Raw genomic sequence first — 14,353 nt, 5'->3', positions numbered from 1 at the left:
GCAAACGTCCATAAAAGACTTACCCCCGTCGTCCATCGGGAGCGATCTCCAATTGAAGAAAGCCAACTCGAAAGTAATTGGCAACTAACGTCCATAAGGACATTTTAATAAAGTTAAATGTAAGGGATGGTTCCCTTACAGTATGCTTAGATAGTTGTCCAGTTCCCACTGGTGAACCTGTGCCTTGTATGAATCCCATTCGGCAGTCTTTGCCTTAAGGAAACTGTTGAATACGTGCTCACCAAGAGCGTCTTTTGTGAACTCGCTGGCACGCATGAGATCAAGAGACTCTTTCAGGCTGCCTGGAAGTGACATGATGCCTCTCTTGGCACGCTCTTCATCACCGAGCTTGAAGATGTTGACATTTGTTGCCTCTGGTGGCTCGATCTTGTTCTTTATACCGTCAAGACCAGCGCGCAGCATCAGAGCAAATGACAGGTATGGGTTACATGCAGGGTCTGGGCACCTCAGCTCAACCCTTGTACCCATGCCTCTTGTGGCTGGGATCCTGATAAGTGAGCTTCTGTTAGAAGCAGACCATGTTACATAGATAGGGGCTTCATATCCTGGAACAAGCCTCTTGTAAGAGTTTACAGTTGAGTTGGTAACTGCGGCAAACTCTCTGATGTGTTTCAGTATACCACCTATGTAATACATGGATGTCTGTGACAAGCCATTTGGAGCATCTGCATCATAGAAGGCATTCTTGCCGTCCTTCATCAAAGACTGGTTAGTGTGCATACCTGAACCGTTCACACCGAACAGGGGTTTTGGCATGAAGGTTATATAGTATCCCTTGTGATACGCAATGGATTTTGCAACATACTTGAAGGTAATTACCTTATCGGCTGTGGAAAGCATGTCACCGAACCTGAAGTTGATCTCATGCTGTGAAGGAGCAACTTCGTGGTGGGAAGCTTCCAGCTTGAAACCCATCGCTTCAAGTGCGAAGTCGATATCTCTCCTGACATCCTGTGCTTTGTCAAGAGGTGCAAAGTCGAAGTATCCACCCTGGTCTGTAAGGTGTGTAGTGGGGTTTCCATCAGCATCTAGTTTAAACAAGAAGAACTCGAGCTCTGGGCCTACGTTCATTGTGTATCCCATTTTTGCAGCATCTTCCATGGCTCTCTTCAGCACGTATCTTGGGTCACCCTCGAAAGGAGTACCGTCGGGTCTCTTTACATCACCAATTATACGTGCTACTGCGCCTTCCTTTGGCCTCCATGGAAGTATCCTGAATGTAGAGGGGTCAGGCATGAGCATCATGTCGGACTCTTCAATCCTTGTGAAACCCTCGATAGAGGAACCGTCAAACATAACACCGTTCTTGAAAGCTCCTTCGAGATCCTCTGCGGGAATTGCCCAGCTTTTAATGATACCGAGAGTGTCGGTAAACTGTGTTCTTATGAACTTTACATCATTCTCTGCAACTGCTTGCAGCACTTCCTCTTTGGTCATTGCTTTTTCTGCCATTCCTATAACCTCTTAGGTATTGAGTAGCCTATTACCTAGCACATCACATATAAACTTTCCTATTTGTATTGGAAAAAGGAAAACCAATCAAACATAAAGAGAATTGATGTTGCAGAAAATAAAACTAACCCGCCAAAAGGAACAAATCGATTGTTCAGGAACAGTTTATAAGGAATAGAATATACATTAGTGAAAGAACATGAATGGGAATGATGTACAGAGCCAACTGAAAGAAGCAGGTATCGACATATTGAAGTGCATGCAATGTGGAATGTGTACCGGTAGCTGCCCTTCTGGCCGCCACACAAGCCTGAATGTGCGCAAGCTCGTCAAGCGTGCCATAAGGTCCAGAGATGTACTTGAAGATAATGAACTATGGATGTGTACTACCTGCTATAATTGTCAGGAACGCTGCCCACGTCGCATTGATATAGTAGATGCTATTCTGAAGATCCGCTCCATTGCAGCCCATGAAGGAATCATGCTGCCCGAACACAGGCAAGTAATAAAACTGTTCTTACAGTACGGACACGCAGTGCCTATTGATGAAGTTAATATTAAAAAACGAGAAGAACTGGGGCTTGAAATGCTTCCTGAAACAGTGCATAAGTACTCTGATGCCTTAGATGAGCTTAAAACACTGTTAGAGGTCTGTAAGTTAGCTGAGATCACAGATCAACATACATGAACAGGAGATAAAATGCTACAATTGGCACTTTTTTTGGGATGCGTCATCCCTAACAGATATCCGGGTATTGAAATGGCCACCAGATTATGTCTTGCGAAGCTGGATATTGACTGTGCTGACTTACCCGGAGCTTCCTGCTGTCCTGCACCCGGAGTTTTCCGTTCATTTGATAGCCCTACCTGGCTGGCAGTAGCAGGGCGTAACCTTACCCTCGGAGAAGGTATACAACGAGATGTTCTTACTATCTGTAACGGTTGTTTTGGATCGCTGGCAGATGCGAACCGAACATTGAAAGAAAATGACGAGCTTAAAACAAGTACCAATGAAAAACTGGGAGAGATCGGACGCCAGTTTAAAGGGACAATCGATGTACGTCATATAACTGAATTCCTCTATTCGGATGTTGGGCCTGAGAAGATAAAGGATGCTGTCGAGAAGCCTCTTGGCCTTAAAGTAGCAGTGCACTATGGATGCCATCTCATAAAACCCTCCAGAGAAAGAGGACTTGGCAGTTTTGAGAGACCCAGTTTCTTTGATGAACTTGTGGAAGCTACCGGTTGCATGAGTGTTGAATACTCTGATAAGATGGAATGCTGTGGGGCCGGAGGAGGGATGAGATCTGGGCTTAAAGAAAGGTCACTTGCGATGGCCGAGCATAAATTGTCAAGGATAAAAGAATCGGGAGTTGATTGTATAGTCAATGCATGCCCATTCTGCCACATGCAGCTGGATGCAGGACAGCTGGAAATTGAAAAAACATTCAGTAAGACATATGACATACCAGTGTTGCATTATACTCAGCTTCTAGGTCTCGCCTTGGGATTTACTCCTGAAATGCTTGGTATTCACCTGAATGCTGTAAAGAATAAGGAATTTTCAGAGAAGCTTGCCGCGCTGATAGAAAGTAATTGACTGTATAGCGACCTGGAAAACAAAATAAATATGTAGCCATAACTCACAGGCCACATTTTTAGTTAGTATCTGAAAGGATATTATCAACAGATAGTTCAAAAGATGTTGTCTGACCGTTCACATCTACAGTATACACACCCTTTTCCAGACCATACACATCAAGAGGCACAGACTTCGTGAAAGGCACCAATGCCTGTGTGCATAATGCATCCCTGGGACGGACTGTGCTTATCTCCACATAGAATTTGTTTCCATCCTTCTTTGTGGTGACATTACCAATTTCTGTGCAACCGTCGGGAAGATAACCCGTAGCTTCCACACTCACCTGTACAGGGAAAGACTCCATTACCAATGCCTGTACAGTATCAACAGATGCCACACCGATTATAAAGTCCCCTTCGTCAGTACCTCCCACACCAGTTGTCTGGTTTTGACTTGTGTTGGAAGAATTATTAGATTCGGGGGTTGCCGGGCATGAGCATCCCGATATCGCAATTGCAAGTGCAACGATAAATATGAGTAAATATTTTGATTTCATCCGATGTCCCCTATAATAGATTAGTATATTACATATACATATAATTCTGGATATATAGCAATTGCTAAAAGTCCGAAGGTTTTCAATATGAAATACCGAATTCAAGAAATAAAATAATCGTAAACAAAACAAAAACAGAAACCGGATATAGTATTAGAAACAGATAACTATGAATGGTACAATATCGTACCAATAGATTTAAGATATTGAATGTTATTAGGAGAGTGAAAGTCAAAGAGAGCGTGTGGCCTAGCCAGGATATGGCGGCAGCCTCCTAAGCTGCAAGCCAGGGGTTCAAATCCCTTCACGCTCGTTATACTCTTTTCTAACATTATCAGATCAAGGAGAATCATCTAATGATCCGAAAGGCCACTGTAAAAGATGTCGAGGCAATGAAGAACATCATTAATGCATATGCAAAGCAGGAGAAGATGCTTCCCCGTTCATATAATGAGTTATATCAATACATCCGTAGCTTCTACGTATACGAAAAAGATGGCGAAGTAATCGGATGCTGCGCCCTGCAAGTGGTCTGGGAAGATCTGGCAGAGGTACTTTCCTTTGCGGTCAAGCCAGAATATGCAAGAAAAGGAATTGGGTCCCAGTTGCTTGATGCGTGCATGGGAGATGCACACCAGTTACAGGTAAAGAAAATATTTACGCTTACATACGTTCCCGAATTTTTTGAAAAGCATGGGTTTGTCAGGGTGGACAAATCAACACTTCCCCATAAAGTATGGAGTGGCTGCATAAACTGCCCGAAATTCCCGGACTGTGACGAGATAGCTCTGATGAAAACCATTGAGTAAAGTACTTTTTTAATTCAATTCTTTTTTAAGATACACTACCCTGTTTTCCTCTTTTATTACAGAAAAACCAGTCTTTAAGTACAACTTAATAGCTGGCTTCAGAGAAGTATCAGTTTTCAGGGTTGCTGTTTTATAGCGTTCAGTTGCAAATTCAAGAGCTTTCTGCAACAATGAAGAACCGATTCCCATATTTCGAAAATCCTTATGAACATAAAGTCTCTTGATCTCACATTTATCAGAACTTTTCTTTTTGACAGCGCATGTGCCCACAATTATGTCGTTTATGAAAGCTACAAAGAAGATGCCTCCGTTTTGAAGATAATTTGCAGCAATATCATCGAGATCAAGATCCTTTTCCAGATCGTACACAAAACCCTCTGAAGCCAGAACCCCAACAACGAAGTCTTTCACAGGAGAGCTCATAGAAGGCAAGAAAACCCGTATCATCACGCAATATAGTCTCCCGGACTTTTCAGGAAATCAAGTGCAATGGAACTAAGTACTTGAACCCCCTGGATTAGTACATCCTCATCTATATCAAAACTGCTGGAATGATTGATATCCTTAATGCTTTTTTCCAGATTTCTCGTCCCAAGGAAAAGAAACATACCTGGCACATGGCACAAATAATAGGCAAAGTCCTCAGAGCCAAATATCGGAGAGGCATTATCTTCTACATTGGTAAATGCTCCCCTTAACATGTTGCCTGCTGCTGCTGTGAACTTTGGATGGTTCACAAGTACAGGATAACCATGAGAGATATCCAGCTCATAAGAAGGCACACATTCAAAGTATTCACTTGTATATTCTTCCATAATAGAATTCAACATTTCTTCTAGAACATTGTCAATGGTTTCTGTATCCTTTTCATTGAATGTCCTGAAGCTTCCGGATATCTGCACTTCGTCCGGGATGATGTTAAAGCGAGTGCCTCCCTTCAACATGCCAAAGCCGAAAACATGCTTTGAAGGATTTACTTGTCTACCAACCACCTGGGCAGCCCTACAGATCAGGGCTGCTGCCATACTGATTGGATTTATACAATACTCTGGCGTAGAAACATGGCCACCTTTGCCTATGAGCTTAATAGTGAAATCATTGGAACTTGCCATAAAATGCCCGGGACAAAAACGTACTGTTCCTGCATCTACATCCCCGAAAATATGAAGGCCTATAATAGCGTCAACCCCTTCAAGACCACCATTTTCAATAACTGTTTGTGCCCCTCCGGGATATGTTTCCTCTGCCGGCTGAAAGATCAAACGCACTTTGCCAGAGAACTCATTTTTCTTTTCATGAAGCAGGCGCGCCACACCCAACACTATAGCCATGTGGCCGTCGTGGCCGCATGCATGCATAACTCCTTTATGGCACGAAATATACTCACTATTAAAAACTGTTTCCTCTTCCTGTATCGGCAGAGCATCTATATCAGAGCGAATTGCAATACAAGGTCCTGGACCATTGCCAAGTATATCCGCTATAACACCTGTACCTGCAATGGAACTGCTTTCCAGGCCAAACTCCCGGAGTGAGTCCATAATCCTCTTTTGCGTCATGTACTCATTGAAGCTTAGTTCCGGATACCTGTGGAACTCACGCCTCTTTTCTATGATCCATTGTTCAAGGGGAGACAGAAAATCACCTGTAATATGCACATTTAATGTAATTATAGAAGCAGATTGCTCATAATAACTCATAACCATTTTGTTCGGACAGAAATCTGCAATATAATTATTACTAAGGAGACTTATTACTTTTAAACCAACATAATGGTGACCACGATGATAAAAACACGGCTAAGAGATTTCTTTATAACAAAAGAAGACTGGATATTTGCTGTTTCTGACTACTTTCATCCGCATGGTATACGCTCTACGCTAAGATACGTACCCGATGAAACAGGCGAGCGGCAAATGAACGGAAAAAGATACCGCAAGTATGATTTTGATGATGCTTTCGATTTTATGCGAAAGTTTCGGCCTGAATGGGTAGAAGATGTACATGTGGTGCCCGAAGATCAGATTAAAAGAGTACTTGCTCCTAACGAAGCAATACAACGCCTTGAATCATCTGACAGCAGAATAGCTGCAATAGTAAGTGTTCTGGAAAAAGCCGGAGTTCCAAGATCCCACATGGGAGTTACAGGCTCTTTGCTACCAGGACTGCAGAATGAAACCTCTGATGTGGATTTTGTAGTATATGGAAAATACTGGTTTATAGCCAGGGATGCCATCACTGAGGAAAAAAAAAAATCCGGACCAATAGAAGATATAAATATGGAAATGTGGCAAAGGATCTACAAAAAACGCATTCCAGAGATATCCTTTGAAGAGTTTGTGATCCATGAGAAAAGAAAAGGTAACCGCGGCATGGTAGAGGGCACATATTTCGATCTGCTTTTTGTGAGAGACTGGGAACAAATAAAAGAGCCTTCAGCAAGAGGAGAAGACATAGGAACCATGAAAATAGAAGCAAGGGTGACTAATGCAGATCTTGCTTTTGATAGCCCTGCCGTATACAAAGTAGATCATCCTGAAATTGACCATGTGCTGTCCTACACTCACACCTATGCAGGACAGGCTTTAACCGGAGAACTTATTGAAGCTCAGGGTGTGGTTGAAAAAATAGGAGATAAGAAACGCCTTGTTGTGGGAACCTCACGTGAGCCAAAGGGAGAATGGATCCGTTCCCTTACATTGCTTGAAAAAGAAAAGATGTAACAATAAAAAATAAGGGTCAGAAAATAGGAGGATGTTCATCCTCCACCTGTCACCTGCCCTATGTCAACAATCCTTTCAGGGACTTGTTCTCTTGCAAGTTCGGCCTTGTCAACTTTGCCCTCTTCACGTTCCATTTTCACCTTGACCGCATCTGCACCCGTGACCACAAGAGCTTCAACGTTATAATAGAGTCCAGTAGTATCCATCATAATCCACATAGCGCCTTCTTCCTGCTTAATTTCAAGTACCTTTCCTGCAGTGCCTGTATTAAGATATAGCACATATGAGCCAACAACAATGGGAGTCCCATTTATATCATGGGCTTGGATAAAATCTGAACCTTCAGCCATGTTACCACATTCTTTGAACAAACAAGATTCGGAGTAAGAATAACTGAAAAAGGAATTAAGTTAGGACTTCCTTGCGAAGTTCTCCCAGAGTTGCTACCCTTTCAGCAAATGCATTGTGACGGTGAATACTTTCCTCGTTTATCTGCTTTATAGTCACCACTGCATCGTCAGGAAGTTCAGTGAACTCATTGACAATATTATGAGCCATGGTACGCACACAGTCTTCTACGAACTTAGGATTCTTGTGAGCAGTCTGAACTACCATCGCCTCATCGGAACGTTTCAGCAATTCGAAAACACTTGAACTCATGGATTTCTCTATGATGGCAATAACCTTCTCAAGAGAGATAAAATCGTCACTTGCAACTTCAATAGAAATAATTCCCCTTCCTCTTTGGTTGTGAGTTGCCATGGGCACACGGTGGAGGAATTCGGCAATTTTCCTGTTTTCCACCCCTATTTCTTCAAGCTGTTTACGGGCATTATCTGTCATGATCTCCTGAGCACAGGGACAAGCGGTCATTCCTACAACTTCTGCACCAATAAGCTTGGTAATACTAATATTTCCTGTCTCTTCCCTGCTAGCTTTTGCTTCAGCGAAGATCTCAACTACTTCCTGACACTCCATTTTAGTGGATGGAGATTCTCTTTTTATTACATACTCACTCTTAAGGTGCACTTCTGCCCTCGTAGCATATTCATGCCTCTCGAGCAAATTAAGAGCAACATCACTACATAGCTGCTCGATCTCATAAACAGGCATATTGACTGCTTTTTCGAGAACTTCATCAACTGCCTCAAAATTACGAGAAAGGTTTGCCCCCTTTCTGTCAGATGGCAAGTCCACGAAAATATCAAATGTAGAGATCAGCATAACGGGACGCTTATCTTTTCTTTTGACAGCTACCAGTTTTTTAACGTTCGTTACACCTACGCGAGTCAGGTTAACAGGTATTTTGGGCTTATTAGCCTGTATATCTGGCAATATGACAGTGGAAAGTTCCATAACATTACCTCTAAAAACAAATCGCATTCATGTAAAAGTAAGATGAACCCGTTTTTATGTGTACTTGGTGAGAGGGAATGAGTTCATCACATGTAAATGTTGTGTTGCGCGGGGGATACATTAAAATATTTAAACAGCAATATATTTTCTAAAGGATTATGAGCACGCCCGATAATCCAACTGGCGTAAATCAGAATCGAAAGGCAACATTGAAAGAAAAATATATATACTAGATATGCAGAATAGGTTTATCAATTAAAAATCACATGCAAGCTATGAGGTGACATGATGGTTGAAACAAGGAACTTTGTACTGAGAGATAAGAACGGAAATGAGCACGGTGTATTTACCGGGAAACAGCCACGTCAGGCAGCATTAAAGGTTGCAAACCGCGGAAAGGGAACAAAGGCAAAGCCAGAGACCATAAAGCTCCGTGAGAGGGGCACAAAGAAGATCCACGTCTTCAAGGGCTGGAGAGAAACTGTAGCGGCACCAAAGAACAAGCCCGATTGGATGCCCGACAAGATCAGCAAGCCTTTTGTAAAGAAGGTAGGCATTGAGAAACTCGATAAGATCTAAATCTTATATAAATTACTTACTTTTTGGTTACCAGGAATTCTGGTACCATTCTCTTTTAACACATTTTTTCTGCGACCCGATAAAGATAATATATTGGGATCAATATCAATACTCATACATTTTTATTTATAATCAACTCACCAGATGAGGGTGGACCATGACACTGAAAAGAGAGAATATATTGATAGAAGCCCTTCCTTACATTAGAAAGTTCCATAATGCCATAATGGTCATCAAAGTCGGTGGCCATGCTATGGTTGATAAACAGATAATGAGCGATATCATTGAAGATATAGTGCTACTGAAGTTCGTAGGTATACACTCGATAATAGTTCATGGCGGCGGACCGGAGATCACCGAGAAGATGAACCGCATGGGGAAGAAACCCAAATTTGTTGGTGGGCTACGCATCACAGATGATGAGACCCTTGAAATTGCACGCATGGTACTGGTGGGGAACATCAATACCGATATCGTATCCCTTATAGGCAAACATGGGGGGAAAGGAATTGGTCTGTCCGGCAAAGACGGTAAATTGATAGTTGCAAAGAAAATACCTGCCCAAAAGGTCATGATAGAGAACATGGAGCAGGAAATTGACCTGGGTTGGGTAGGAGAGACAGAGATTATCAACACAGAGATTCTGGAAATTGTCACAGAACATGGCTATATTCCTGTAATATCACCTATTGCTATTGATTCCAGTGGAAGGGGGCTGAACATAAATGCAGATACAGTGGCTGGAGACATCGCTGCAGCTCTGAAAGCCCAGAAACTTATTCTTATGACAGATGTGCCAGGAATTCTGAAAAATATTGAAGATAAATCCTCACGCATATCAAGAGTGAAACTCGAAGATGTGGAAAAACTTGTTAAAGAAGGTATTATTTCAGGCGGCATGGTGCCCAAGTTAAGAGGTGCGGTGACCGCCGTGGAGAGTGGTGTACAAAGAGTACACATTATAGACGGAAGTGTATCTCATTCAGTTCTGCTGGAACTCTTCACCAATACGGGCATAGGAACAATGGTTTACAGAGGCGATGAAGAGGAGTGAGAGATCACTCCAAAACAGGTGAGCCAAAACTTACATCATCCAGAACCAGAACCTTTTCCCACAAATGCTTACAATCGCATTCCAAACCTTCAAGGTCCTGCAGGTTTTGACTCATTGAAAAAGCCCGTATGGCGTCTGCAACCTGCCCACTGCATTCTTTGCAGTTGCGAGGTCCCCTTTTGGCGCCTGCACCTACAGGGTCAGAAGTGATAGTCAGATGTGGGAACTCCCTTTTTGTCCTTTTTAGGATCTCCACAATACTCCACAACCATGGAGGACGGTATTCTCCCCGCTCCCATAGATACTCGATAAGTGTGCCTTTCTGAACATTACACAGATTGATAGAGATCACACTGGAATAAACTGAAGCTTCCTTCACAGAAGTGACAATATCTTCCAAAGCCTGTTTCTCAGAGAGGAATGGGGGTTTCAGCATCAGATACGTCTTTACTGCTACACCATTTGCTTTTGCAACCTCTGCAGCATTGACAAAATCCCTGAAAGTAAAACCTTTGTTAATGGAATGTTTTCTTATGAGGTCCGAACTGGTCTCAAGGCCTATGGCCACCTCAAACAAAGTCTCCTTAAGATGGGCAAGGCAAAACTTCAGAGTTTCATCTGTAAGAAACTCTGGTCTGGACTCCACTACTACTTTAAACACCCTGCTGTCCTCTTCAAGAAGGGACAATATCTTTGAGCGGGCATCTGCAGGCACTTCCTTTTCATCAAGGAAACTGCCGGATGTGAAGATCTTGACCATGAAACGGTCAAACTTTGAGGCTTTTACCATGGCTTTCTGGAACTGTGAGACAAGATCATCCGCAGAAGGAGAAGTATGAGCGCTGTCATACACGTAACCACACATAGTGCAGCCTCCAACCTTACCCCACCAGCAACCAGCGGTTCGGAAGATCATGGTTAAAGTATTCTCTACATTACCATCTACATGGTCCTTACCGGTCCATACGGCAGAGGGCATATCCAGAGGAGTAGGTTTTATCCTCTGCCTCTGACGTATCTCTAAAACTGTAGTATTTAGTGACATTTACTCAAACTCGATGGTTGCCGGGGGTTTCGGAGATAGGTCATAAACAACTCTGGCAACAGAAGAGATCTCACCTGTAATACGAGATTCAATGCGCTTGAGCACATCCCATGGCAGTTCCATGGATTCTGCAGTCATACCATCGCGGGAACCGACAGCACGCACAGCCACTATCCAGCCATGTACCCTCTGGTCACCTTTAACACCTGTGCCTTTGCCCACTATAGCTGCAAAGGTCTGCCAAGGATGGAATCTTTCCAATAGTTCCTCTTCTACAATGGCATTTGCTTCCCTGACTGCATCGACTTTCTCCTCTGTGACCTCGCCTACTATACGCACTGAAAGTCCAGGACCAGGGAATGGCATCCTTTCAGAAATCTCATGAGGCAGATCAATTGCTCTGGCAACCTCTCTTACTTCATCTTTGTAAAGATCTTCCAATGGCTCTACAATAGATTTAAAATCCATAACAGAAGGTAGACCGCCTACATTGTGATGGGATTTAATACCGCCTTCTGATTCTATCCGATCAGGATATATTGTTCCCTGAATAAGGAACTCTGCTTTAAGCAGATGTGCCTCTTCTTCAAACACCCTGATAAATGTCTCACCGACAGCTTTACGCTTCAGTTCCGGATCATCTAGACCCTTAAGAGCTTCCAGAAAACGCTCCTTAGCATCTACGACCTGTAAGTTCATATCAGAGAAAATCTCTTTAATTCTCTTTGTCTCCCCTTTACGCATGAGTCCTGTATCAATATAAATAGGGAATAACAGGTCACCTATTGCACGATGAGCAAGCACAGCGCAAACAGAGCTGTCAACTCCGCCTGAAAGCGCTATAATAGCAGGCCCAGAGATCTGTTTCTTTATCTTCTCTATAGTCTGAGGAATGAATCTGTCAACTTTAACCATGGGATTTCTCCGTATTATAACATTGATGATCTTAATTAGAATAAGTTCAGCGGTTTGACCGGATTATTACAGATATATGATTTAATGCTGTCGATGTAATATTTAAATTTTTGTAGAGTGAAGTATAAGAAGTGATAACACCACCTATAGTTATATACAGCTATTGTTAACTCTAGAGCGATGCACCGGACATTAAGTAAGTACTTCGGATATGATTCATTCAGACCTCTGCAGGAGGATATCATCAAAGATGTCCTTGCAGGAAAAGATGTTTTTGTTCTGATGCCAACGGGTGGAGGAAAATCGCTGTGTTATCAGATACCGGCACTTCTTATGGATGGTGTAACAGTAGTGGTATCACCCCTCATTTCTCTTATGAAAGACCAGGTGGATAGCCTCAGAGCCAACGGGGTCGAAGCCGCATATCTTAATAGCACACTGAGCTACAAGGAAAGCAACCAGATAAAACACGATCTTGAAAAGAACCTTATCAAATTACTGTACGTTGCTCCTGAAAGGCTGACCTTGTCCAGTACATTGTCCCTTTTTGACAGAATAAAAGTAAGCCTGTTCGCTATAGATGAAAGCCATTGCATTTCAGAATGGGGACATGACTTCAGACCAGAATACAGAAAACTAAGTATCCTTAAAAGAAAATATCCACACATCCCTGTCATAGCTCTCACGGCTACTGCTACTCCTAAAGTTAGAGAAGATACAATATCCCAGTTACACATCGAGGATTGTAATACATACGTAGCCAGCTTCAACCGAAAGAATCTGCTTTATCAGGTAAGGCCTAAGAAAGATACCTATGAACAGATAGTGCAATTCCTGCGGGACAGAAAAGATAAAAGCGGGATAATTTATTGTCAGAGTCGCAAGACTGTAGATGAACTAACCGGAAAGCTACGTAAAAGTGGTTTCAATGCCCTGCCTTATCACGCAGGACTTTCTGATGCTGCAAGGAGCAGGAATCAGGACATATTCATCAAAGATGATGTGGAGATAATTGTTGCTACCATCGCTTTTGGAATGGGAATTGATAAGCCCAACGTCCGTTTCGTGATCCACTACGACCTTCCGCGCAATCTTGAAAGTTATTACCAGGAAACTGGCAGAGGCGGAAGAGATGGTCTGGAATGCGAATGTATACTCTTTTTCAGTCGTGGTGACAAGTACAAAATAGATTATTTCATCGACCAAATGGATAAAAATGAAGAAAGAGAAGCTGCCAGGTCAAAACTTAAAGAGGTAATGGACTATTGCCAGAGCACAGTATGCAGAAGAAAAGTACTGCTACAGTATTTTGGAGAAGAACTTAAGGAAGATAACTGTGGAGGATGCGATGTATGCCTCAATCCTATAAAAAGGACTGATGCTACGGAAGAAGCAAAGCTGGTCATCAAATGTGTGAAAGAACTGGGACAAAGATACGGCATCACGCATGTAACAGAAATATTAACCGGCTCAAATAGTAAAAAGATCACTGAAAAAGGACATCATAGACTGAGCAGCTATGGAACTGGAACATATCTCCCGAAGGATAAGTGGGCAGACATTGCAAGAGAGCTTGTTTATCAGGAGATACTGAAACTTGAAGGTTCCAAATATCCTCTGCTTAAACTTGGCGAAGGCAGTGAACAGGTAATTGCAGGGAACAGAACTGTAGAGATCAAGCAATTAGCGCCAAGTAAGGATTCCCTTCTCAAATCAGATAAACAAACAACAAGAGAGAAATTAAAGATAGCTTCTAAGAACGAGTTACCACCCTTAAAAGAAATAGAAGCTGAATATACAACAAGGAAACAAACCGGAAAAAGCAACCGGATAGATGCTGAACTGTTCTCCCGCTTAAAGGACCTGCGCAAAAAGGTAGCTAGCAAAGAAAAAGTTCCTCCTTACATTGTTTTTGCAGATACGAGCCTGAAACAGATGGCAACCCAGATGCCCCTGAATGAAAAAGAATTACTTGAGATCACAGGCGTGGGAGAATACAAACTCCAGAAATATGGAGACATATTCCTAAAGGAAATAAAGGAACATCTGCAGGGTGCCCCTGAACAGAATCGAAAACAGGATGAACAAAAAGTTGTAATTGAAAGAGATCAGAAAGAAAAAGTGATCCAATGTATAATCGGGCTTAGAGAAGAGTTTATCAGGCTAACAAAAGAACAATTAGGAACAGAAGCCTCCGATGAATATATCGAAAAGATTTGGTCAGAGATCCTGCCTAATAAAAAATAACCTGGAAATTGTAA

15 protein-coding genes and 1 tRNA gene are annotated in these 14,353 nt (G+C 42.5%); 8 read left to right on the top strand and 8 right to left on the bottom strand.

Annotation, left to right across the window (positions count from 1 at the left end; genetic code table 11):
• Positions 1 to 135: 135 nt before the first annotated feature.
• A complete protein-coding gene (gene glnA, locus ACC612_RS09530) occupies positions 136 to 1,473 on the bottom strand; it encodes a type I glutamate--ammonia ligase (RefSeq protein WP_371854296.1) in 1,338 nt (445 codons plus the stop codon).
• A gap of 199 nt (positions 1,474 to 1,672) precedes the next feature.
• Between glnA and hdrC the strand changes: the two genes are divergently transcribed.
• Both hdrC and hdrB read left to right on the top strand, forming a co-directional pair.
• Complete coding sequence (gene hdrC / locus ACC612_RS09525; protein WP_371854295.1) at positions 1,673 to 2,161, top strand: CoB--CoM heterodisulfide reductase subunit C; 489 nt, start codon at positions 1,673 to 1,675, stop codon at positions 2,159 to 2,161.
• A 12-nt stretch (positions 2,162 to 2,173) separates the two neighbouring features.
• On the top strand, positions 2,174 to 3,073 hold the full coding sequence (hdrB, locus tag ACC612_RS09520; RefSeq protein ID WP_371854294.1) for a CoB--CoM heterodisulfide reductase subunit B: 900 nt from the start codon (positions 2,174 to 2,176) through the stop codon (positions 3,071 to 3,073).
• A gap of 58 nt (positions 3,074 to 3,131) precedes the next feature.
• Here the strand turns inward: hdrB and ACC612_RS09515 are convergent, their stop codons facing one another.
• Entirely contained in the window at positions 3,132 to 3,611 is a 480-nt protein-coding gene (locus tag ACC612_RS09515; protein ID WP_371854293.1) for a hypothetical protein, read from the bottom strand.
• A gap of 238 nt (positions 3,612 to 3,849) precedes the next feature.
• On the opposite strand from ACC612_RS09515, the gene ACC612_RS09510 reads away from it, so the two are divergent.
• Positions 3,850 to 3,924 (top strand) — tRNA-Arg (locus ACC612_RS09510).
• A gap of 43 nt (positions 3,925 to 3,967) precedes the next feature.
• Positions 3,968 to 4,420, top strand: a complete 453-nt coding sequence (locus ACC612_RS09505; protein ID WP_371854292.1) for an N-acetyltransferase — start codon at positions 3,968 to 3,970, stop codon at positions 4,418 to 4,420.
• A 9-nt stretch (positions 4,421 to 4,429) separates the two neighbouring features.
• Here ACC612_RS09505 and ACC612_RS09500 read toward each other — a convergent pair whose 3' ends face one another.
• Both ACC612_RS09500 and ACC612_RS09495 read right to left on the bottom strand, forming a co-directional pair.
• A complete protein-coding gene (locus tag ACC612_RS09500; protein WP_371854291.1) occupies positions 4,430 to 4,867 on the bottom strand; it encodes a GNAT family N-acetyltransferase in 438 nt (145 codons plus the stop codon).
• Positions 4,867 to 6,120, bottom strand: a complete 1,254-nt coding sequence (locus ACC612_RS09495) for a M20 family metallopeptidase (RefSeq protein ID WP_371854290.1) — start codon at positions 6,118 to 6,120, stop codon at positions 4,867 to 4,869. The genes ACC612_RS09500 and ACC612_RS09495 overlap by 1 nt, the downstream gene beginning before the upstream one ends.
• 84 nt (positions 6,121 to 6,204) lie before the next feature.
• On the opposite strand from ACC612_RS09495, the gene ACC612_RS09490 reads away from it, so the two are divergent.
• Positions 6,205 to 7,143: a nucleotidyltransferase domain-containing protein gene (locus tag ACC612_RS09490; protein ID WP_371854289.1), complete on the top strand. Its 939-nt coding sequence runs from the start codon at positions 6,205 to 6,207 to the stop codon at positions 7,141 to 7,143.
• A gap of 35 nt (positions 7,144 to 7,178) precedes the next feature.
• Here ACC612_RS09490 and ACC612_RS09485 read toward each other — a convergent pair whose 3' ends face one another.
• Positions 7,179 to 7,493: a DUF2098 domain-containing protein gene (locus tag ACC612_RS09485; protein WP_371854288.1), complete on the bottom strand. Its 315-nt coding sequence runs from the start codon at positions 7,491 to 7,493 to the stop codon at positions 7,179 to 7,181.
• Between the two features lie 55 nt (positions 7,494 to 7,548).
• Positions 7,549 to 8,499, bottom strand: a complete 951-nt coding sequence (mptA, locus tag ACC612_RS09480; protein ID WP_371854287.1) for a GTP cyclohydrolase MptA — start codon at positions 8,497 to 8,499, stop codon at positions 7,549 to 7,551.
• A gap of 288 nt (positions 8,500 to 8,787) precedes the next feature.
• Between mptA and ACC612_RS09475 the strand changes: the two genes are divergently transcribed.
• Positions 8,788 to 9,078: a non-histone chromosomal MC1 family protein gene (locus ACC612_RS09475; RefSeq protein ID WP_371854286.1), complete on the top strand. Its 291-nt coding sequence runs from the start codon at positions 8,788 to 8,790 to the stop codon at positions 9,076 to 9,078.
• A 157-nt stretch (positions 9,079 to 9,235) separates the two neighbouring features.
• Positions 9,236 to 10,132, top strand: a complete 897-nt coding sequence (gene argB / locus ACC612_RS09470) for an acetylglutamate kinase (protein WP_371854285.1) — start codon at positions 9,236 to 9,238, stop codon at positions 10,130 to 10,132.
• A gap of 4 nt (positions 10,133 to 10,136) precedes the next feature.
• Here argB and ACC612_RS09465 read toward each other — a convergent pair whose 3' ends face one another.
• Positions 10,137 to 11,177, bottom strand: coding sequence for an archaeosine biosynthesis radical SAM protein RaSEA (locus ACC612_RS09465; protein ID WP_371854284.1), 1,041 nt, complete (start codon positions 11,175 to 11,177; stop codon positions 10,137 to 10,139).
• Positions 11,178 to 12,092: a glutamine-hydrolyzing GMP synthase gene (gene guaA / locus ACC612_RS09460; RefSeq protein ID WP_371854283.1), complete on the bottom strand. Its 915-nt coding sequence runs from the start codon at positions 12,090 to 12,092 to the stop codon at positions 11,178 to 11,180.
• A 180-nt stretch (positions 12,093 to 12,272) separates the two neighbouring features.
• On the opposite strand from guaA, the gene recQ reads away from it, so the two are divergent.
• A complete protein-coding gene (gene recQ, locus ACC612_RS09455; protein WP_371854282.1) occupies positions 12,273 to 14,339 on the top strand; it encodes a DNA helicase RecQ in 2,067 nt (688 codons plus the stop codon).
• Positions 14,340 to 14,353 lie beyond the last annotated feature (14 nt).

This window comes from Methanomethylovorans sp. (assembly GCF_041447285.1).
GTDB lineage: Archaea > Halobacteriota > Methanosarcinia > Methanosarcinales > Methanosarcinaceae > Methanomethylovorans.
This window is presented reverse-complemented; position numbering and strand designations above follow the sequence as displayed.

Coding starts and splice junctions, on each gene's coding strand:
- glnA (WP_371854296.1), bottom strand. CDS start 1,473: ATGGCAGAAAAAGCAATGACCAAAGAGGAAGTGCTGCAAGCAGTTGCA.
- hdrC (WP_371854295.1), top strand. CDS start 1,673: ATGAATGGGAATGATGTACAGAGCCAACTGAAAGAAGCAGGTATCGAC.
- hdrB (WP_371854294.1), top strand. CDS start 2,174: ATGCTACAATTGGCACTTTTTTTGGGATGCGTCATCCCTAACAGATAT.
- ACC612_RS09515 (WP_371854293.1), bottom strand. CDS start 3,611: ATGAAATCAAAATATTTACTCATATTTATCGTTGCACTTGCAATTGCG.
- ACC612_RS09505 (WP_371854292.1), top strand. CDS start 3,968: ATGATCCGAAAGGCCACTGTAAAAGATGTCGAGGCAATGAAGAACATC.
- ACC612_RS09500 (WP_371854291.1), bottom strand. CDS start 4,867: ATGATACGGGTTTTCTTGCCTTCTATGAGCTCTCCTGTGAAAGACTTC.
- ACC612_RS09495 (WP_371854290.1), bottom strand. CDS start 6,120: ATGAGTTATTATGAGCAATCTGCTTCTATAATTACATTAAATGTGCAT.
- ACC612_RS09490 (WP_371854289.1), top strand. CDS start 6,205: ATGATAAAAACACGGCTAAGAGATTTCTTTATAACAAAAGAAGACTGG.
- ACC612_RS09485 (WP_371854288.1), bottom strand. CDS start 7,493: ATGGCTGAAGGTTCAGATTTTATCCAAGCCCATGATATAAATGGGACT.
- mptA (WP_371854287.1), bottom strand. CDS start 8,499: ATGGAACTTTCCACTGTCATATTGCCAGATATACAGGCTAATAAGCCC.
- ACC612_RS09475 (WP_371854286.1), top strand. CDS start 8,788: ATGGTTGAAACAAGGAACTTTGTACTGAGAGATAAGAACGGAAATGAG.
- argB (WP_371854285.1), top strand. CDS start 9,236: ATGACACTGAAAAGAGAGAATATATTGATAGAAGCCCTTCCTTACATT.
- ACC612_RS09465 (WP_371854284.1), bottom strand. CDS start 11,177: ATGTCACTAAATACTACAGTTTTAGAGATACGTCAGAGGCAGAGGATA.
- guaA (WP_371854283.1), bottom strand. CDS start 12,092: ATGGTTAAAGTTGACAGATTCATTCCTCAGACTATAGAGAAGATAAAG.
- recQ (WP_371854282.1), top strand. CDS start 12,273: ATGCACCGGACATTAAGTAAGTACTTCGGATATGATTCATTCAGACCT.